This window comes from Pseudomonas sp. BP01, assembly GCF_022760795.1.
In the GTDB taxonomy this organism is placed as follows: Bacteria; Pseudomonadota; Gammaproteobacteria; order Pseudomonadales; family Pseudomonadaceae; genus Aquipseudomonas; species Aquipseudomonas putida_Q.
In genome coordinates this window covers 18558-37930 of record NZ_JAFBKA010000011.1, presented here as the reverse complement: position 1 = coordinate 37930, position 19373 = coordinate 18558, and the positions used below count along the sequence as shown (strand labels likewise).

Below are 19373 nucleotides of genomic sequence, written 5' to 3'. Positions count from 1 at the left end.
CGGATTGAACAAGGACTGCCTATGCCAGTTTCGACATTGAAAAGCCTGAGCACCTTCACTGCCGTCAGTGTGCTGCTCAGTGCCTGTTCGGCCTTCGAGCCCAAGCCTTACACCGAAGACGAAATGCGTCAGCGGGTAATCGAAGACCAAGCGCGAATGTACAAGGAGCAGGAGCCGGTCAACGGGCCGATCACCTTTTATGAAGCCTCGGCGCGAGCCCTCAAGTACAACCTCGACTACCGCCTGAAGCTGCTGGAAAGCGCGCTGGCCTCCGACCTGCGTGACGTGTCCAGCCACGAGATGCTGCCGCGGCTGGTGGCCTCTGCCGGTTATGCCGGGCGCAATAACGACTCCGGCGGCACCTCGATCGGTATCGAAGACCGCCAGGTAAGCTTGCGCCCGTCCACCTCGGAAGAACGCTATCGCACCCTGTACAGCCTCGGCCTGTCCTGGAGCCTGCTGGACTTCGGTGTCGCCTACTTCCGTACCCAGCAGAAGAATGACCAGATGCTGATGGCCGAAGAGCGCCGCGAAAAGGTCGCGCAGAACGTGCTGCAGGACGTACGCAATGCCTACTGGCGTGCCCTTGGCGCACAGCGCCTGCTGCCCGAGGTGGACGGCCTGCTGATGCGCACCCACCGCGCCCTGACCTCAGCCCGTGAAGCCGAAGGCAAAGGCCTGCTGCCGCGCCAGGACATCCTCGCCTACCAGCGCGCCCTGCTCGATTCGGTGTACATGCTCACCGTGCGCCGCCAGGACCTGGAATTTGCCCGTGCCGAGCTGGCCGCGCTGATGTCCCTGCCGCCCAACACCCGCATGGTACTGGCCGATAACAGCGAACAGCCGCTGCCACTGTTGACCGGCAACGTCGAACAGTTGGAGCGCCTGTCGCTGGAGCACCGCCCGGAAATCATGGAAGAGTGGTACCGCAAGCGAGTCAGCATGAATGACCTGAAAATCGCCAAGGCACAGCTGTGGCCAAATGTGAGTTTCAACTTCGGGTACGAGTACGACTCCAACAAGTACCTGTACAACAGCGACTGGAACCAGACCGGCATCAATGTCTCCATGAACCTGCTGCGGCTGCTGCAGTACCCGGACATCTCTGCGGCGCAACAAAGCCAGGAAAAGACTGACGACATGCGTCGCACCGCACTGTCGATGGCAATCCTGACACAAGTGCGGGTCGGTGTGCTGCGCTACCAGCTGGCGCGACAGGAAGTGGCGTTTGCCGACGAAAGCCTGCGCGTGGACCAAAGCCTGCTCAACTACGCGCAGTCCTCACGCAACGCCGCGCTGGGGAGTGAACTGGAGCTGATTCGCGCGGAGGGCCGAATGCTGTTGTCGCGCTACCAACGTGAGGCCGCCTATTCAGATGCCCAGGCGGCCTGGGGAAGGCTATACAACTCGATCGGCTTCGCCGTGATGCCCAAGGAAATCGCCCAGCACGATGTGAAAACGCTGGCACGCGACATTGAGCGCACGGTTGAACAACAGAGCCGGGACAGCTTGCTGGCAGGAGGGCAACAGCAAGCCGAACGCTGAGCGGACGACCTGATTTCAGGGCGACTACCTGAACAAGCCGCGAGTCGCCAAAGCGACTACGGCTGCTGGTTCAACTCACCACATGTAAATAGTGCAGATGCCGCTCATACTGATCCAGGATGTCGCCGATCACGTCATTTCGGCTCCAGCCCATGATGTCGTAATCCTGCCCCCCCTCGCGCAGGTATACCTCGGCACGGAAGTACTTGCGCGCATCACTGCCGTCTTCGGTATCGCGCATGACGAAGCTGGGGGTGTTGAACGCGCGTGGGCGCACTTCATACTTGAATCGCCCTTCGCCCGCATGAGACAGCTCCAGTGCTACGCGGCCATCTTCGCGTTCTTCCACGGTTACATCGTAACCTTGCTTGCGCAGCTCCTGAGCCACTTCCTCACAGGCCGGCTTGACCACTTCGGCAATGAATCGCGACACATGCGCCCGGCGCGGCATCATGGCGATGTTTCGCAGCCGACGCTGCCAGCCGCCATGGGAATGGCGATCATGGCGCGGGCCAGGCAGTGCCTGATTGCGCAAGCCCCGGCGTGTCGCATCCAGGCCGAGCGCCTTGAACAAGCCCCAGATGGCGATCAGCAAAATCATCGCGAACGGCAGAGCGCTGGCAATCGTGGCGGTTTGCAACGCCTTGAGCCCGTTTGCCAGCAACAGCGCGATGGCCACCGCGCCAATGCTCACCGACCAGAAAATCCGCTGCCATAGTGGCGAATGACCTTGGCCCGAAGACGCCAGCATATCCACGACCAACGCACCAGAGTCAGCCGAAGTGACAAAGAACACCACCACCATCAACACCGCGATCAACGACACGACAGTCGACCACGGGAAGTGTTCGAGGAAGGCAAACAACGCGAGCGAGCTGTCCTTCCCGACCACCGTCGCCAGATCCTGTACACCCTCATTGAGGATCATGTGGATGGCTGAGTCGCCGAACACCGTCATCCACAACAGGGTGAAACCGGCGGGCACGAACAGCACGCCGCAGACGAACTGGCGAATGGTGCGCCCACGAGAGATTCGGGCGATGAACAAGCCCACAAAGGGCGACCAGGATAACCACCACCCCCAATACAGCAGCGTCCAGCCACCAATCCAGTCTGTGGGCTCGTAGGCGAAGAGGTTGAACGTCTTGGAGACGATGTCCGACAGGTAGGCGCCGGTATTCTGCACGTAGGCCTGAAGCAGGAACACAGTGGGGCCCAGGATCAGCACAAACAACATCAGCACTACTGCAAGGCCCAGGTTGAGTTCGGAGAGAATGCGGATGCCCTTATCCAGGCCACTGGCGACCGACAGGGTAGCCAGAGCGCAGGTCACGGTAATCAGGATCACCTGCACCGTCGTATTGATCGGCAGCCCGAACACATGATGGAAACCACTGTTGATCTGCAGGACGCCGTAGCCCAGGGAAGTGGCAACACCGAAAACCGTACCGAGGATGGCGAAGATATCGACGGCATGCCCGATCGGCCCGTAGATCCGCTCACCTATCAACGGATAGAGCGCCGATCTCAGCGTCAGCGGCAAGCCGTTGCGGAAACTGAAATACGCCAGAATCAACGCGACCATGGCATAGATCGCCCAGGCGTGCAGCCCCCAATGAAAAAACGTGATGTTCATGGCTTCGCGGGCAGCAGCCACTGTTCCAGGGTCACCCACCGGGGGTGCGGTAAAGTGCATCACCGGTTCGGCGACGCCAAAGAACATCAGGCCAATGCCCATGCCCGCCGAGAACAACATGGCGAACCAGCTCTTGTTGGGGTAATCCGGTTCGCTGTGGTCCGGGCCCAGCTTGATATCGCCGTAACGGCTGACGGCCAGAAACACCACGCTGATCAGCACCAGCGCCACGGCCAGAATGTAAAACCAGCTGGCATTGGTAATGATCCATTGCTGGACGCTCTCGAACAGTGCCTGGGCGTGTTCCTCGAACGCCGTGGCATACAACACCAGTAAAAATATCAGAATCGCGCTTGTATAAAAGACGGGCGGGTTCAAGGTACTACTGCGTTTCGGCTCTGCAGACATTGCAGCATTTCTCCTCGCCTGACGGGTAACACGGTAAGGCGAACGGATTACGCCCAGTAGCTCTGAAGAGTGTAAATCCGTAGCACCAGTTCCAGAAAATTCTACATATCAATACGTTGTCAGCGGTTTTTGAAACACTTGGCAAGGTTTTACCACCCAATGCTCGCCAGGATTACGATAGACTTCTGCGCGGGTGCTAGCTGCTTGGGGCAGTAAAGCAGGTTAAAAGAACAACGCAGGTCGGGCCGCCATGCGGGAGTTCTTGCGCCCATGCAAAAAACCCAAGTGCCCCGCGCCCAGCAAATTGCCGAGCGCGCCTTCGCCAATTTAGAGCGTTTCCTGCACATCGAAGCCGTCAGCGGCGTAGTGCTGCTGGTCGCCGCCACCTGCGCCCTGATCTGGGCCAATTCATCTGCCGCGTCAAGCTACGAAGCCCTGTGGCACACCCCCATCATGTTCGGCGTGGGCTCACTGCAATTTTCCCAATCGCTGCACTTCTGGATCAACGACGGGCTCATGACCATTTTCTTCCTGGTGGTTGGCATGGAGATCCGCCGGGAAATTCACGAGGGCGCCCTCTCCAGTCTGCGCCAAGCTTCCTTGCCGATGGCGGCGGCCATTGGTGGTGTGGTAGTGCCTGCGCTGGTGTACCTGGGCTTCGGTCATGCGCCCAATGAGCAACAGGGCTGGGCGGTGCCTACGGCGACCGACATCGCATTCGCAGTCGGCGTACTGGCGCTGCTGGGCAAGTCCATTCCGTCCAACGTACGGGTGTTCCTGCTGGCACTGGCGATCATCGACGACATCATCGCCGTACTCATCATTGCGTTCTTCTACTCCGGAGGCCTCGATTACAGCGGCTTCGGCGTTGCCGCCATCGGGCTACTGATGGTGGTAGGACTGCAGCGGATCGGCGTGGGGTCAGCTTACGCTTATGTCATTCCAGGGGCCGTTACCTGGGTCGGCGTGCTGATGACCGGCGCGCACCCTACCTTGGCCGGCGTGGTGCTGGGGCTGATGACGCCCGTAGCCGCCATGCCCATGCGTGAGCGCCCACTCGATGCAGTAACCCGGTTCACCCAGGAACTGTTGGGACGTGCCAAGGCGCCAGAGCGCGACGCCAGCGAACTGATCAGCCCCCTCAAGAGCTTGCGGCTGGCCCAGCGCGAGCTGGTGCCGCCGGTGGTCCGCGTTCAAGGCGCGCTGCATCCTTGGGTCGCCTACGGGATCATGCCGGTGTTCGCGCTGGCCAATGCCGGCGTCAGCCTGGCGGGGATCGACCTCGGTACGCAGGCGCAGCAGTGGGTAATGATCGCTGTCGCGCTGGCTCTGGTGCTCGGCAAGCCACTGGGCATCGTGGGCGTCAGCTGGTTGATGGTGAACCTGGGCTGGTGCTCGCTGCCGGCCGGGGTCAACTGGAGCAGCATCACCTTGATCGGCCTACTGGCCGGTATCGGCTTCACCATGTCGATCTTCATTGCCAACCTGGCCTTCGTGGAACCGGCCACCCTGGGCGCGGCAAAGCTGGGCGTGTTGTCGGCGTCGGTGATCGCCGCTGCCGTTGGCCTGGCTTGGGGCGCCTGGCGAGTACGCAGATCCTGAAGGCACGACTTGGTTTGGTAGTCTTGCCATGCCGCTGGTGATAGCGAGCGTATCTTCAAGCACAGTACAGATGGTTAGTACATATACTAACCATCTGTAGCGGCTGAAGTCCGATGGTTACTAAGCTTGGGCACTTAGTACACGGAATAGATCCTATCTCTGACTATTTAGTTTAGTTATATTCAAGCCGTGCTGAACATGGCCTGCACGATCACCATCGGTGGGTATAACTCGCTGTGATTACGGCACCGGGCGCTGGTAAGTGGCTGGTGTTGTTGCTGTTCCGCATCAGTTGGCTATAGAGCGGATAATAGTACCGATTGAACAGGTTCTGTACGCCTACGCTGATCTGATCCCCTTCACTCAGTTGGTACTGGCTGATGACGTCCACCGTGGTGTAACCCTCCACCCTGCGTCTGCCAAAACTCTCTACGCCATTGAGGCGGTAGTCCTCTGCGCCAAAGTAAGTCGCCTGCACGCGGTGGGTCCAGTCTTCGTCAGGTTTGTATTGAAGATAAGCCGTCAGCTTCAGCGGTGGAATACGGTAGCCCGTCATGTCTTGCCAATCGCCTCCGTCCGGTTGCTCGCGCCCTTTCATCCAGGTGAAGCTCCCCCCTGCCCCCCAATGCTCGTCGCGGGTCAGCCAGTCGGCACTGCCCTCAACACCGTAGATCCGTTCCTGGGTGCGCGTGAGGATCAGGCCATTGTTGAAGCTTTGCACATCCCCCAATTTGGAAGTGGTATAGAAAATGGCCAGCGATGCCAGGGTCTGCTCGCCCAGGTCGCCGCGCCAGCCAAGTTCGTAGTTGTTGGTCTTGACCGGTTCCAGATTGGAAGATCCGACCTCGAAGCCCCGCCGCGCATTACGCAGTTGCACGCCAATGTCGGGCAGTTGGAAGCCTTGGCTGAAGGCGGCATATATCGCCTGTCCGCTGACCGGCGAGTAAGTCAGGCTGATATTGGAGAGCAGCGCATCGTAATGCACCTTGCCGCCTTCCACCGTGGCTGGGCTCGCTGCAGTCGATTCGGACAGCGGCACGAAGTCCCCGTATTTAGCAGTGGCATATTCATAACGCACGCCGCCCTCCATTGACCACTGCTCGGTGAAGCGGTGCTGCAACTGTGCAAATGCGCCTACGCTGCGGGACGTCAGGTCTGGCATGTACGTCAACTTGCCGATCTTGTTGAACACCGCCCCACCGCTCGCATCGAATTCCCGCGGGTCGAAGATATCGATGGGCATGTCACTGCGCTCCTGGTTGAAGTCGCCACCCCATAACAACTCGGTATCCGAGCCGCCTAACGGGGTTCGCAGCGTGATGCGGCTACCAAAGACTTCACTGTTTTGCATGACTTGATCGACATTGCGCCCGCGTGTGGCCACGCCTCGCGCATCGAATGGTGTGAAGCGGGTGAAATAGTCGCGATAGTAAAGCTGGGCGTCGAGTGTGCCTCCTAGCACCTCTGTGTGGGCATACTGAAGATTCACCAATGTGTTCTTGATCTGGTTTTGCTCGTCGAGTGACAACCCGGACAACGGTTGCGCAGGGGCTGAACCCGGCGGCAACCGGCTGACCGAGGGGTCGGCGGTATAGTCACTGTCCTGCTCGGCGTTGTAGTGGCTCAGCGAAAGCTGAACGCGCTGCTGCTCATCAATGCGCCAGCCGAACTTGCCGCCAATGTTGTAAGTGTTGGAATCAAACAGGTCGCCTTGGCTCGGCTCGGGCGCAATACGATGCCCTTTGGCGTCGTAAGAGGCGCCGATATGGCGTGCACCGAAATCAAGCGCGTAATCCAAGGCCCCTTGTGAGCCGGCAACATGGTGCTGTAACTGCCCTCCCAGGCCATCGCTGTCCATCTGGCTCAAGGGCGACACGCCGGTCAACGTAGTTTCGGCCATTGCTTCACCGCCGGCTGGCCGCGTGGTGATAGAGATGATCCCGCCCGTTGCACCGGCCCCGTAGATAGCACTGCTGCCGCGAATCACCTCGATGCGCTCGATCAATGCCGGGTCGATGTTGGCCAGGTTACGCGAGGAGTCACGGTTGGTGTTGAGGGGCACGCCATCGACCAGGACCAGCATCGTACGGCCACGCAGGGTTTGCCCATAATCGGTGATGGTTCGGCTTGAATCGGCCATCCCCGGGATACTCTTGGCCAGTAACGTCGCCAAACCATCAGAGCCTTGCCGCAGTTGCTTCAGTTGCTCTCGCTCGATGACATTTACCTGGCGAGCCTGCGCTACCACGTTGCTGGAAAGCCGAGAGGACGTGATCTCCACGTTGGCCAGCTCCACCGTACTGCTGGTTGAGGTCAGCCCGCTGCCCATCATGGCATCGCTTGGCGGCACAACAATGAAGGTACGCTCGTCACGCGCCTTGCCGACCAGCCCGCTGTGCTCAAGCACATGCTCCAGCGCCTGCTCCAGTGTGTAACGCCCTTGCAGCGCCGGCGCCTGCTTACCCGCAGTCAGTTCACTGGAAAACAGCACCTGGGTGCCCGCCTGGCGAGCCACGGCATTCAACGAGCGCTCCAGTGTTGATGCGGGAACATTGAATTCAACCACCACCGACGCTTGTGCGTGCGACCATTGGCTGACCATCAGGGTGCTGGTCAAGACCGATACGTGCCAAGGTGCACGCAGGAAGAGCTGACTCACTTTTATTCTCCAAGAGATGGGGTACAGAGTGATAGCCGCCTCCCAGCGGTCGCAACCCTACCTCGTTGGCGAATTATTTTTTGCCCCTTTGGGGTGAATGCGCAGGTTTGCGCCTTCCCTGGTGACCTTTACCGGAAGAATTTCAGGCAGCAGCGCCAGCAAGGTTTCGGCTTGGTCGCTGTTGAAAACTCCTGAAACCGGCAAGCGCCCTACTTCAGGCCCCACCAGCTCGACCGGCTGGGCGTAGTAACGTTGCAGTGCGGCAACGACCTCAACCAGTGGTGTGCCTTCGAACACCCATCGGCTTTGCTGCCATGCAATCGCGTCTTCGACACTGCTCTTGACCACGTCAGCGGGGATGCCGTTGTGGACGAGCAACTGCTGCCCGGCCAGCAGCTGCGAGGTACGGTCCAATGCGCGCCCTTTGACTTCCACCTGGCCTTGCGCAACAGTCACCCGGACATCATCCGAGTATCTATTGACGTTGAATCGGGTGCCGACCACACGTATAGCGGCGGTCCCTGCATCGACCAGAAACGGCCGATACAGCATTGGCGAAACGGCGAACAGTGCCTGGCCCCGTACCAACTCAATGTTCCGACTACGCAAATGCCAGCTCACGCGCACCTCGCTGCCACCGTCCAGCTTGATCTGGCTGCCATCGGCCAACTGCACCGACTGGCGTTGCCCGACCTGGGTGACATAGTGCTCGTTGCGGTACGCAGGGTTCTGCCACACAGCACCTGCCACCAGGGCCAACACCAGCAACGAGACTGCCTTGGTGCTTTTGCGAGGCTTTCTGGCAGGTGGCGGGCTGGGTAGCGGGAAACGCAGCTTCAAGTCCTCGCGACACGTGGCCAGCGCATCATCGACTGCGGCATCGTCTTTATCGCGTAGACGGCTCACGGTGCCCCCTCGCTTTGCAGATATTCACGGCAAGCGATCATACCAAGGCGCAAATGCTTTTCTACCGTTTTCAGGGAAATGCCCAGGCGCTCTGCGACCTCGGCCTGCGGTATCTGGTGCAACTTGTGCATGATGAATACTGCCTGGCAGCGAGGAGGCAATCGGGAAATGGCGGCAACCAACTTGTCCAGTGTCTTCGCGGCATCGACCTGGCGCTCCTGTGGTGCTGCACTGCAGGCTACTTCAGGGAGCTCGGCCAGTGTAATGATCACGTTGCCCCGCCGGCGCTCGCGACGACAATGCGAAACCGCATTGTCATGGGCGATCTTGCGTAATAGCGCCAAGGGCTGCCGTACCCCTTCTCGCTCGTCATCTTCCAGCAACTGCACGCAAAGGTCATGAACGACTTCACGCGCGAAGACCCGTTCACCGAAGCGCCGGCGCACATGGTCGACCAAGTCGTCGTAATGACCGATCAGGGTGGCGAGCAATGATGGCTTTGGAGGATCTGCCTGCACGATAGCGTTGAACAGAGAGGAAATGAGATGCAAGTATAAATGGGAATACATGTCATTTAAAAGCGAAAGACGCTCGCTCAGCTGAGCATCCGCACCGCACTCGCCGCCTCACACGCCATGCGCAAATCTTCCCCCGCAAGCAACTGCTGGTAATGCGCCTTCAACGCCTGCTCCCACCCCGCCACTTCTTCCAGTAGCTGCTCGGCCTGCTCCCGCGTCAGGGCGAAGTGAGCGTGGTGACTGAGCAGGTTTGCGCGGCTGATCTGGCGGCCTTCACGGCCAACAGCCATGGCCAAGGTTTGGGCCGGCCCTTCTTCGAGCATCGGCAGTACGTCGTACATCGGTGACAGACGCCACCCGCCGGCCACCCAGATCACCGCATGGTTGCGTGGATGGTCGTCAGAGTTCCCCACCAGGGCGTTGTAGCACATGCGCTTGAACAGCTCCTGCAGATCAGCGTCGGGCACACCCCGCCGGCGCATTTCATCGGCTACCGCGGCGTAGCGCCAATCCCGATGGTGTGCGCCGTTCCATTCCGAGTCCAGCAGGGTCAATGCGCTGAGCATGGGAATGCGCCGGGCGCCCTGCGCAATCGGCGTGCGGTCGAAGCGCTCGATCAGCAAGGTTGAAGGGTTTTCGGCATGCAGCGCGGTTTTTGCCACGTTCAAGCCCTGCCCTGCTGCAAAGGTCATGCAGGCATATTCGATCGAGGGCAGGTCGTAGTGGTCGTAGCGATCACGGGGCTTGGCCAGAATCAGCATACCGTTGTCCTGCAGCGTACGTTTTGGGCGCGCGCCGCCCAGGGCGGAACGCTGCTGGCGTACGTTGAGGGTTGCCACCGACTCGGCGTCGAGCTGGCCGTCGTACACCGCTTCGCACGCGGCGACGAATTTCGCCAGGCCTTTCAAGGTGGGTACCGCACCATCGCCCAGGCCAGGTGCGGGGGTGGTTGCGCCGCCGGCCATCAGGTTGCCGACGCGGTCGTTGTTCGGTGACTTGAGCAAGAAATCGAGGGTGCCCAGTTCCTGGCCGTACGCCCGATGCAGCAGCCGCTCACCCCAGCCATCAGGCATGGCGTCATTGATGAAGCCGGGTATGCCGCGATTCTTGGCGATCCCCGTATAGGGCTCGGCACGCAGGGGGTAATTGATCGGGTCGGGAACCCAGCCACCTCGCGCCACATGGTCAGGCGCATAGAGGAACTCACCGACCTTGCCTTTTAGGGTCAGCCGGCCAAGGGTGATGACCTCAGCCGTCTCGGGGTGCTCCATATAGATGTAGGCACGGGACATCAAAATTCCTCGGGCTTGGGTTTTGCCAGCCGCACGCGGCGGGATGCGAGGCGCTGGTGGGCGTCGTCGTCCTCACTGAAACGGGTGATCTGGGAGGTTTTTTCAATGCCTTCCAGCGAGGCGAAGACCGTGTCGCTGATACCCAGGCGCCATAACACCAGCATGAAGGAACGCAGGTCCACGCGCGCGGAGCCGCCTTCGATCTTGCGAAGGTTATGCGCGGAGACGCCGATTGCTACCGTGAGGTCTGTTTGGCGTAAACCGAGCGACAAACGCTTTGCCTTGACCAGAAGCCCTATTTTACTGAGGGTATCGGCGCAGGCGACGGGAAAAAAGTCATCCATAAAGACCACCAGCATTAATATTAATTGCTATAAGGCAAACCATAGCACGCTTTAAGATTTATTACGATCAACATAAAACTCACAACGATAAACCTTAAGTCGAATAAAGATCGTTAGGGTTAACCTTATGTATGGGTTGTTACTTGGTGGTTACCCGTGGGCGCGATGCGGGCAGGCGAGAAACCCGACTACGCTGGCAGCAGAGAACCTGCGCCTGGTGGTCAAGGAAACACGCCAGGCATACAGCGTGCGCTTTCTGCGCAGTGCCGCCGGCTATTAGGCGGCGGCCACCTTGGTGTTCATGCTTCTGGCCAAGGGCGCGCGAGGTGTGCGGCCCTGCCAAGCCAGAACACCCGCAGCCAGCAAGCCTTGAAAGGGAGTTTGCGATGACGGATTCAAGCAAGAAGATGAGCCTGATGGGGCTTACCACGCTGGTGACGGTCAACATGATGGGGTCGGGCATCATCATGCTGCCGACCAACATGGCGCAACTGGGCGCGGTGTCACTGTTGTCATGGGCCTTTACCGCGATCGGTTCGATGGCCATTGCCTACTGTTTTGCCCAGTGCGGGATCTTCTGCACGCGCTCTGGCGGCTTGTCGGCCTATACCGAAGAAGCTCACGCCAAATCAGGCTTCTTTCTCTGCTCCTACCTGTATTTTCTTTCACTGGCGATCGCCAACGTGGCGGTGGCGATCTCCGCAGTGGGTTACATGACTGCATTCGTGCCCTGGCTGGGTACCGGTGCCCTGCCGCTCTTCGCCGGCACCGTGGGGCTGATCTGGCTGACCATCGTCGCCAACTTTGGCGGCGCGCACATCACGGGAAAGATCGGCGCGATCACGGTCTGGGGTGTGATCATTCCCGTTGCGGGATTGAGCATCATCGGCTGGTTCTGGTTCAACCCCGACCTGCTCCAGGCTGCCTGGAACCCCAACGCGTTGCCGCTTTCCGAAGCCATTGGCAAGGCCATACCGCTGACCCTGTGGGCCTTTCTCGGCATGGAGTCGGCAGCCCAGGCGTCTGATGCGGTCGAGAACCCCAAGCGCGATGTGCCGCTGGCGTGCCTGTTCGGCACCCTGGGGGCGGCCGTGGTCTACGTGCTCTCGACCACGGTCATCCAGGGCATCATCCCCAACCCGGAGCTGGCCAGCGCGTCAGCGCCGTTCGCCTTGGTCTACGCGAAGATGTTCAGCCCGCTGGTGGGTAATATTGTCATGGCCTTGGCAGTCATGGCCTGTATTGGCTCACTGTTAGGCTGGCAGTTCACCCTGGCTCAGACCGCCAAGATGACCGCCGACCAGAACCTTTTTCTCAAGCTGTTTGGCAAGCTCAACAGGTTTGGGGCGCCGGTCATTGGCATGATCGTCTGCGGCCTGTTGCAGACTGCAATGGCCGTGTCGACCATTTCACCCAATGCCAGTGCACAGTTCAGCAAACTGGTGAACCTTGCTGCTGTGACCAACCTGATCCCCTATGTGACAGCGCTGACCGGGCTATTGGTGATCATGTACAAGGCGCAAGTGTCACCGGCAGTGTACTCGCGCAATTTGATCGTGCTGCTGATTGCAGTGGGCTATTCGTTGTATGCCTTGTATGCGTGCGGCATGGAAGCATTGTTTGGTGGGTTGCTGGTGCTTGCCTTTGGTTATCTGCTGTACGGGTTTCTCGCCAAGCGGTTTGTCTACTCGCCGGGGTAATGGCGGCTTTGCCGACGTGTTTTGATATCGCCGGCTTCAGCCCAAACCACCAAACCGCTTGTAGAAGCTCTCGTTGACATCCGGCAGTGGCCCATCCGCCGTCTCCAGCGCGGTCCCCAGCCACGCTTCCGCCTTGTCCCACACCAGCCGATAGAGGTTACGGCACAACTGGCGAGCAGCCCTGCCTTCCCAGTCCCCAGGCAGCAGCTCATCCGGCAACTGCGGGTCACGCAGCAGCAGCCGGCGGTACTCGTGGATCAACAAGGTCCGCGCCAGGAAGCAGTCCTGGGCATCGAGCTCCTTCTGCTCCTTGAGCGCCTGCCACAGCGGCCGGAACAAGCGGATGAATTCGCTGTAGTGCTCGCCCAGTTCCTCGATCCGCCAGCTCTCCCGCACCTGGGCGCGCATGGCCTTGGAGGCCAGTACTTCCTGGGTGTGGGTTTCGAAGACGATGCTTTCGTCAGTGGCGTCCAGCTCGCGCAAGGTGGTCGCCAGGTCGGCACGATCAGCGCGCGGGCAGCCGAGTACGTTCGGGGCGATGGCGCCGTAGCCCTGCCACTCCAGTTCTTCGCGCACGGCCTTGCGCTTGCTGGCCTCCAGCTGCGACAGCAACACCAGCGTCCAGGCGCCGTCCCAGGCTGGCAGGCTCGCACTGTAAACGCGCTTGAAGGCTTTTTCGAAACGGCGCCGGCCCGTGCCGGTGAGGCTGTAATAGCTGCGCCGGCCGACTTTTTCGGCGGTCAGCCAGCCTTCCTTGGTCAGGCGAAAGATCGACGTGCGGATCAACCGCTCGTTGATACCCATCGGCTCCAGCAGGTTGATCAGGCTACCCAGCCAGACGGTCCCGCCGTGGGGTTCGATGGCATCGCCGTACAAGGTGATGATCAGGGAGCTGGCGCGGATTGGCGTCTGCTCCTGAAAGCGAGTGATCAGGTTGTTCAGTGGGGCAAGATTGCTCATGGGCGAACTGTGCGCGGATAAAGCACCGACTATACCTGTGCGGCGGGCCGCCTGACCATTGCGTGACGCTACCAGGCTCATGCCGTTGCCTGGCCTTTGGGTCTGACACCGGTGTCTTCCATGCGCGGCCGCCCCGGTTCGGCTTCGGCCAATGGCGGGCATTCGACCATGCTGTTCATGCAGCGCTGCGCCAGGTGCTGATACTCCGCGGTACCGCGCTGCTTCCAGGCCAACTCCTGTTCGCTCAAGGGCCGTTTGACCTGGGCCGGCGACCCCATCACCAGGCTTTGCGCTTCGCATGCGAAGCCGGCTTTGACGAACGCGGTCGCCGCGACGATGCAGCGTGGCGCGATATGGGCGCCATCCATCACCACTGCGTTCATGCCGATCAATGCGTCCTCCCCCACTTTGCAGCCGTGCAACACCGCGCCATGCCCGACATGCCCGTTGCGTTCTACTACCGTGTCGCCACCCGGAAATCCGTGCATCACGCAGGTGTCCTGCAGGTTGGCGCCCTCCTCCAGCACAATGCGGCCGAAATCGCCCCTGAGCGATGCCAGGGGGCCTATGTAGCAACGAGGGCCGACGATGACGTCACCGATCAGTACTGCACTTGGGTGCACGTAGGCAGTCGGGTGAACCACAGGCGTCAGGCCGTCCAGTCGATAGCAAGGCATGAAAGCTCCGGAAATGATTTGAAATGGCAATCGATCTTGTATCACAAAAATAAGCGCCGTCAATCTATCTTCCCGTGTATCACATTCCCCTCGGCATAGATTCGAAGCTGAACCGCACAGGTAGCCAGCAAAATCAGGCCAAAAGCAGCTTTAATCGTCACAAATCGTTCTCGGGATGTAGCGCCAGGTCTCTAATAAGAGATACGTCAAAACACTTCACTATTGATTTTGTGTATCGCGTAATGCATATACTGACCTCACCTGGTCGTGATCCAGCGTCACGCCCCTGCAAACAATTCCAAGAAATGCCGGCCCCACGATGTGCCGTGCGTGCAGCCAGAGGAACCCGACATGCCGCGATATCTCGATGTGCAGGCGCCGGAACACGGCGTTCAGCTCATTACCCTGCAACGGCCCGAGGCACTGAACGCCCTGTGCACCGAGTTACTGGCAGAACTGGCCACTGCGCTGGATGCAGCCGCCCAGGATGACCAGACCGGCGCTGTGGTGGTCACCGGCAGCCGCAAGGCATTCGCCGCAGGCGCTGACATCCGCGAAATGGCCGAGCGCGACCTGGTCGGCATCCTCAACGACCCTCGAGTAGCCCACTGGCAACGCATCGGCGCCTTTGCCAAGCCGCTGATTGCTGCAGTCAACGGCTACGCCCTGGGTGGCGGTTGCGAATTGGTGATGTGTGCCGACATCGTCATCGCCGGTACCGACGCCCGCTTCGGCCAGCCGGAGATCAACCTAGGCATCATCCCCGGTGCCGGCGGTACCCAGCGCCTGTTGCGTGCCGTCGGCAAGCCGCTGGCCATGCAGATGGTGCTGACGGGCGAAGTCATCACTGCCCGTCACGCCCAGCAGGCCGGCCTGGTCAGCGAAATAACCCAGCCCGAATTCACCGTAGAACGCGCCATGCAGATCGCCCGCAGCATCGCCGCCAAGGCGCCGCTGGCAGTGCGCCTGGCAAAAGAGGCGCTGCTCAAGGCCGGTGATACCGACCTGGCCAGTGGCCTGCGCTTCGAACGCCATGCATTCACCCTGCTGGCCGGCACGGCAGACCGCGACGAAGGCATTCGCGCCTTCCAGGAAAAGCGCCAGGCCCGCTTCCAAGGCCGCTGATCACCTACCCCTCGACCGACGGAGCGAGTCTGTCATGACTTTCCAGCACATCCTGTTTTCCATCGAGGACGGCGTCGCCCTCCTCTCTTTGAATCGCCCCGAGCAGCTGAACAGCTTCAACACCGCCATGCATCTGGAAGTGCGCGAAGCACTCAAGCAGGTTCGCCAGAGCAGTGAGGCGCGGGTATTGCTGCTGACGGCTGAGGGCCGCGGCTTTTGCGCCGGCCAGGACCTGTCCGACCGTAACGTCGCCCCAGGCGCCGAGGTGCCAGACCTGGGCGAATCGATCGACAAGTTCTACAACCCGTTGGTGCGCACCCTGCGCGACCTGCCGCTGCCGGTGATCTGTGCGGTAAACGGTGTGGCCGCCGGCGCCGGTGCCAATATCCCGCTGGCCTGCGACCTGGTGCTGGCCGCCCGATCGGCCAGCTTCATTCAGGCATTTTGCAAAATCGGCCTGGTGCCGGACTCTGGAGGTACCTGGTTGCTGCCGCGCCTGGTCGGCATGGCGCGGGCTAAAGCACTGGCCATGCTGGGCGAGCGCCTTGGCGCCGAACAAGCCCAGCAATGGGGGCTGATCCATCGCGTGGTAGACGATGCTGCACTGCGTGACGAAGCCCTCACCCTCGCCCGCCAGCTCGCCACCCAGCCCACCTACGGACTGGCCCTGATCAAGCGCAGCCTCAATGCCAGTTTCGACAACGGCTTCGATGAACAGCTGGAACTTGAGCGCGACCTGCAACGCCTGGCCGGGCGCAGCGAAGACTACCGTGAAGGCGTGAGCGCCTTCATGAACAAGCGCACACCCGCTTTCAAGGGGCGCTGAACATGGCCGCACTCGCAAGCAACGTGCAAGTAGCGGTGATCGGTGCCGGCGCCATGGGGGCCGGCATCGCCCAGGTCGCGGCGCAGGCCGGTCACCCGGTGAAGCTCTACGACAACCGCCCGGGGGCTGCCGCCCAGGCAGTGGCCGGTATTGAACGGCAACTCGCCCGGCTCGTGGAAAAAGGCAAGCTACAGGCCGTAGAGCGCGAAATGATCAGCCTTCGGCTGTGCCCGGTCGACACGCTCGAAGCATTGGCTGATGCCGGCCTGGTGATCGAAGCCATCGTCGAGAACCTGCAGGTCAAGCAGGCGCTGTTCAGTCAGCTCGAAGCCCTGTGCACGGCTGATTGCATCATTGCCAGCAACACTTCGTCGCTGTCCATCACCAGCCTTGCTGCCGGCCTTGTACGCCCGCAGCAAGTGGTTGGCATGCACTTCTTCAACCCGGCACCGCTGATGGCGCTGGTCGAGGTGGTGTCGGGCCTGGCAACCGAACCGGCCGTGGCCGCGTGTATCTACGATACCGCCCAGGCCTGGGGCAAACAGCCGGTGCGCACGCGTTCGACACCGGGCTTTATTGTCAACCGTGTGGCGCGGCCTTTTTACGCCGAAAGCTTGCGCATGCTGCAGGAAGGAGCCGCCGATTGCGCCAGCCTCGATGCGCTGCTCCGTGATGCGGGTGGTTTCCGCATGGGGGCGTTCGAGCTTACCGACCTGATCGGCCACGACGTCAACTACGCCGTTACATGCTCGGTGTTCGACGCATTCTATGGGGATTTCCGCTTCCAGCCTTCACTGCTGCAAAAAGAGCTGGTGGATGCCGGCCGCCTCGGCCGCAAGAGTGGCCAAGGCTTCTATAGCTACGCCGAAGGCACGCAGCGCCCAGCGCCGGCCGAACTGCACAGCCCCGCCAGCGCCGAAGCCTGTGTTATCGAGGGGCATCTGGGTGTGCTGCAGCCACTGGCCGAACGCCTGCGCCGTAATGGGATTGCCGTCACTCAGCGCGCCGGCAGCGGCGTGATCCAGGTCGGTGATGCCACCCTGGCACTGTCCGATGGCCGCCTCGCCAGCCAGCGCGCCCGTGAAGATGGCCTGCGCAACCTGGTGCTGCTCGATCTTGCGCTGGACTACAGCACCGCCTCGCGTATTGCCATCAGCTGGTCGGCCGATACCACCGAAACCGCTCGCGACCAGGCGGTGGCCCTGCTGCAGCGGGCTGGCCTCAAGGTGACTGCGGTCGCCGACCTGCCCGGCCTGGTAGTGCTGCGCACCGTGGCAATGCTCGCCAACGAGGCCGCCGATGCCGTGTTGCAGGGCGTCGGCAGCGCCGCTGACATCGACCTGGCCATGCGCGCCGGTGTCAATTACCCCTGTGGCCCGCTGGCCTGGGCTACGAGCATCGGCATTGCCCACACCTTGCGCGTGCTCGACAACCTGCAGCGCAGCTACGGCGAGAGCCGCTATCGCCCTTCTCTGCTGTTACGTCGTTGTGAGGCCAAAGGAGGCACCCTGTATGACTGAACTCGAACTGGCACAAGCCTGTGCCGATGCCATGTATGCCCGCGACCCGGCCACTCAGGGCCTGGGCATCAGCCTGCTGGATGCCGGCCCGGGCCGGGCAAGCCTGCGCATGCCGGTACGCGCCGACATGATCCAGGGTCATGGCACCTGCCATGGCGGTTTCCTGTTCGCCCTGGCCGATTCGGCTTTTGCCTTCGCTTGTAATAGCTACGACCAGGCCACCGTGGCACTGGGCTGCAGCATCGACTACCTGGCCCCGGCGCTGCGCGATGACGTGCTCACCGCAGACGCCAGCGAGGTCAGCCGCAAAGGCCGCACCGGCCTGTACGACGTGCGCATCCACAACCAGCGCGGTGAGCTGGTGGCGATGTTCCATGGCAAATCCTACAAAGTGCGCGGCACCGTGCTGGCGCAGGAGACGCAAGATGACTGAACACACCCTCGCCGACGCCCTGATCATCGACGCCGTGCGCACCCCCATTGGCCGCTATGCCGGGGCGTTGAGTAGCGTGCGGGCCGATGACCTGGCGGCCATCCCGCTCAAGGCTTTGATCCAGCGCCACCCGGAGCTTGACTGGCGGACCGTTGATGACGTCATCCTTGGCTGTGCCAACCAGGCTGGCGAAGACAACCGCAACGTGGCCCACATGGCCAGCCTGCTGGCCGGGCTGCCACTCGAAGTCCCGGGGACCACGATCAACCGCCTGTGCGGTTCCGGCCTGGACGCCATCGGCAACGCTGCGCGCGCCCTGCGTTGCGGCGAAGCCGGGCTCATGCTGGCCGGCGGCGTGGAGTCGATGTCACGCGCGCCGTTCGTCATGGGCAAGTCGGAGCAGGCCTTCGGCCGCGCAGCCGACTTGTTCGATACCACCATCGGTTGGCGCTTTGTCAATCCGCTGATGAAGGCTGCCTACGGCACCGATTCGATGCCGGAAACAGCTGAAAACGTCGCGGAACAGTTTGCCATCTCTCGCGCCGACCAGGATGCCTTCGCGCTGCGCAGCCAGCACAAGGCGGCCGCTGCCCAGGCCCGGGGCCGCCTGGCGCAAGAAATCGTGCCGGTCGAGATCCCGCAACGCAAAGGCCCGCCCAAACTGGTCGAACACGATGAACATCCGCGCGGTGACACGACGCTGGAACAGCTGGCCCGCCTCGGCACGCCATTCCGTGAGGGCGGTAGCGTCACCGCCGGCAATGCCTCCGGTGTCAACGACGGCGCCTGCGCCTTGCTGCTGGCCAGCAGCGCTGCTGCCCGTCGCCATGGTTTGAAAGCCCGCGGCCGTATCGTCGGCATGGCGGTGGCCGGGGTCGAGCCGCGGCTGATGGGCATCGGCCCGGTGCCGGCAACCCGCAAGGTTCTTGAACTGACGGGTTTGTCGCTGGCCGACCTGGACGTCATCGAGCTCAACGAAGCCTTCGCCGCCCAGGGCTTGGCAGTGTTGCGCGAACTGGGCCTGGCCGACGACGACCCCCGCGTCAACCGCAACGGCGGGGCCATCGCCCTCGGCCATCCGCTGGGCATGAGCGGTGCACGCCTGGTGACCACCGCGCTGCACGAACTGGAAGATACCGCCGGCCGCTATGCCCTGTGCACCATGTGCATTGGCGTTGGCCAGGGTATCGCCATGGTCATCGAGCGCCTCTGAGCGGATCAG

The 19373-nt window shown here is 61.4% G+C and carries 16 protein-coding genes; 8 read left to right on the top strand and 8 right to left on the bottom strand.

Features of this window, described 5'->3' with window-relative positions; translation table 11 throughout:
* Positions 1-21: 21 nt before the first annotated feature.
* Entirely contained in the window at positions 22-1545 is a 1524-nt protein-coding gene (locus tag JOY50_RS12010; RefSeq protein ID WP_243055211.1) for a TolC family protein, read from the top strand.
* Positions 1546-1615: 70 nt separating this feature from the next.
* Here the strand turns inward: JOY50_RS12010 and JOY50_RS12005 are convergent, their stop codons facing one another.
* Positions 1616-3589 carry a choline BCCT transporter BetT gene (locus tag JOY50_RS12005; protein ID WP_243055210.1) on the bottom strand — a complete coding sequence of 658 codons (1974 nt, stop codon included), beginning with the start codon at positions 3587-3589 and terminating at the stop codon, positions 1616-1618.
* 270 nt (positions 3590-3859) lie between these two features.
* Here JOY50_RS12005 and nhaA point away from each other — a divergent pair, with 270 nt between their 5' ends.
* A complete protein-coding gene (gene nhaA / locus JOY50_RS12000; RefSeq protein WP_243055209.1) occupies positions 3860-5191 on the top strand; it encodes a Na+/H+ antiporter NhaA in 1332 nt (443 codons plus the stop codon).
* Positions 5192-5402: 211 nt separating this feature from the next.
* On the opposite strand, the gene JOY50_RS11995 is transcribed toward nhaA, so the two are convergent.
* From JOY50_RS11995 to JOY50_RS11975, 5 genes are all read right to left on the bottom strand, one after another.
* Entirely contained in the window at positions 5403-7793 is a 2391-nt protein-coding gene (locus JOY50_RS11995; protein ID WP_243055300.1) for a TonB-dependent receptor, read from the bottom strand.
* Between the two features lie 114 nt (positions 7794-7907).
* On the bottom strand, positions 7908-8756 hold the full coding sequence (locus JOY50_RS11990; protein ID WP_096426069.1) for a FecR family protein: 849 nt from the start codon (positions 8754-8756) through the stop codon (positions 7908-7910).
* Entirely contained in the window at positions 8753-9274 is a 522-nt protein-coding gene (locus JOY50_RS11985; RefSeq protein WP_132845814.1) for an RNA polymerase sigma factor, read from the bottom strand. The genes JOY50_RS11990 and JOY50_RS11985 overlap by 4 nt, the downstream gene beginning before the upstream one ends.
* 77 nt (positions 9275-9351) lie before the next feature.
* Positions 9352-10566, bottom strand: a complete 1215-nt coding sequence (locus JOY50_RS11980) for a type II toxin-antitoxin system HipA family toxin (protein WP_132845536.1) — start codon at positions 10564-10566, stop codon at positions 9352-9354.
* Positions 10566-10910 (bottom strand): helix-turn-helix domain-containing protein, encoded by a 345-nt coding sequence (locus tag JOY50_RS11975; protein ID WP_026034383.1) that lies wholly within the window; start codon positions 10908-10910, stop codon positions 10566-10568. The genes JOY50_RS11980 and JOY50_RS11975 overlap by 1 nt, the downstream gene beginning before the upstream one ends.
* 386 nt (positions 10911-11296) lie before the next feature.
* On the opposite strand from JOY50_RS11975, the gene potE reads away from it, so the two are divergent.
* Positions 11297-12610, top strand: coding sequence for a putrescine-ornithine antiporter (potE, locus tag JOY50_RS11970; protein WP_132845534.1), 1314 nt, complete (start codon positions 11297-11299; stop codon positions 12608-12610).
* 36 nt (positions 12611-12646) lie between these two features.
* Here the strand turns inward: potE and paaX are convergent, their stop codons facing one another.
* Entirely contained in the window at positions 12647-13570 is a 924-nt protein-coding gene (gene paaX, locus JOY50_RS11965) for a phenylacetic acid degradation operon negative regulatory protein PaaX (RefSeq protein WP_192902505.1), read from the bottom strand.
* A gap of 77 nt (positions 13571-13647) precedes the next feature.
* Positions 13648-14247 carry a phenylacetic acid degradation protein PaaY gene (paaY, locus tag JOY50_RS11960; RefSeq protein WP_132845529.1) on the bottom strand — a complete coding sequence of 200 codons (600 nt, stop codon included), beginning with the start codon at positions 14245-14247 and terminating at the stop codon, positions 13648-13650.
* A gap of 351 nt (positions 14248-14598) precedes the next feature.
* Here paaY and paaF point away from each other — a divergent pair, with 351 nt between their 5' ends.
* From paaF to pcaF, 5 genes are read left to right on the top strand one after another with little or no spacing between them, the layout of a single operon-like run.
* Positions 14599-15372: a 2,3-dehydroadipyl-CoA hydratase PaaF gene (gene paaF, locus JOY50_RS11955; RefSeq protein ID WP_132845527.1), complete on the top strand. Its 774-nt coding sequence runs from the start codon at positions 14599-14601 to the stop codon at positions 15370-15372.
* Between the two features lie 34 nt (positions 15373-15406).
* Positions 15407-16198: a 2-(1,2-epoxy-1,2-dihydrophenyl)acetyl-CoA isomerase PaaG gene (gene paaG, locus JOY50_RS11950; protein WP_085615751.1), complete on the top strand. Its 792-nt coding sequence runs from the start codon at positions 15407-15409 to the stop codon at positions 16196-16198.
* Between the two features lie 2 nt (positions 16199-16200).
* The gene (gene paaH / locus JOY50_RS11945; protein WP_132845522.1) at positions 16201-17718 is read left to right on the top strand and encodes a 3-hydroxyacyl-CoA dehydrogenase PaaH; all 1518 of its coding nucleotides are present in this window, start codon (positions 16201-16203) and stop codon (positions 17716-17718) included.
* On the top strand, positions 17711-18151 hold the full coding sequence (paaI, locus tag JOY50_RS11940) for a hydroxyphenylacetyl-CoA thioesterase PaaI (RefSeq protein WP_019470782.1): 441 nt from the start codon (positions 17711-17713) through the stop codon (positions 18149-18151). Before paaH ends, paaI begins: the two co-directional genes overlap by 8 nt.
* Positions 18144-19364 carry a 3-oxoadipyl-CoA thiolase gene (gene pcaF, locus JOY50_RS11935; RefSeq protein ID WP_138736382.1) on the top strand — a complete coding sequence of 407 codons (1221 nt, stop codon included), beginning with the start codon at positions 18144-18146 and terminating at the stop codon, positions 19362-19364. Before paaI ends, pcaF begins: the two co-directional genes overlap by 8 nt.
* The last annotated feature ends 9 nt before the right edge of the window (positions 19365-19373 follow it).

Bases quoted from the DNA above. Each gene is read 5' to 3' on its own strand.
- JOY50_RS12005 (WP_243055210.1), bottom strand. From the start codon at position 3,589: ATGTCTGCAGAGCCGAAACGCAGTAGTACCTTGAACCCGCCCGTCTTT.
- paaG (WP_085615751.1), top strand. From the start codon at position 15,407: ATGACTTTCCAGCACATCCTGTTTTCCATCGAGGACGGCGTCGCCCTC.
- paaX (WP_192902505.1), bottom strand. From the start codon at position 13,570: ATGAGCAATCTTGCCCCACTGAACAACCTGATCACTCGCTTTCAGGAG.
- JOY50_RS11975 (WP_026034383.1), bottom strand. From the start codon at position 10,910: ATGGATGACTTTTTTCCCGTCGCCTGCGCCGATACCCTCAGTAAAATA.
- paaF (WP_132845527.1), top strand. From the start codon at position 14,599: ATGCCGCGATATCTCGATGTGCAGGCGCCGGAACACGGCGTTCAGCTC.
- paaI (WP_019470782.1), top strand. From the start codon at position 17,711: ATGACTGAACTCGAACTGGCACAAGCCTGTGCCGATGCCATGTATGCC.
- JOY50_RS12010 (WP_243055211.1), top strand. From the start codon at position 22: ATGCCAGTTTCGACATTGAAAAGCCTGAGCACCTTCACTGCCGTCAGT.
- JOY50_RS11980 (WP_132845536.1), bottom strand. From the start codon at position 10,566: ATGTCCCGTGCCTACATCTATATGGAGCACCCCGAGACGGCTGAGGTC.
- JOY50_RS11995 (WP_243055300.1), bottom strand. From the start codon at position 7,793: ATGGTCAGCCAATGGTCGCACGCACAAGCGTCGGTGGTGGTTGAATTC.
- nhaA (WP_243055209.1), top strand. From the start codon at position 3,860: ATGCAAAAAACCCAAGTGCCCCGCGCCCAGCAAATTGCCGAGCGCGCC.
- paaY (WP_132845529.1), bottom strand. From the start codon at position 14,247: ATGCCTTGCTATCGACTGGACGGCCTGACGCCTGTGGTTCACCCGACT.
- pcaF (WP_138736382.1), top strand. From the start codon at position 18,144: ATGACTGAACACACCCTCGCCGACGCCCTGATCATCGACGCCGTGCGC.
- paaH (WP_132845522.1), top strand. From the start codon at position 16,201: ATGGCCGCACTCGCAAGCAACGTGCAAGTAGCGGTGATCGGTGCCGGC.
- potE (WP_132845534.1), top strand. From the start codon at position 11,297: ATGACGGATTCAAGCAAGAAGATGAGCCTGATGGGGCTTACCACGCTG.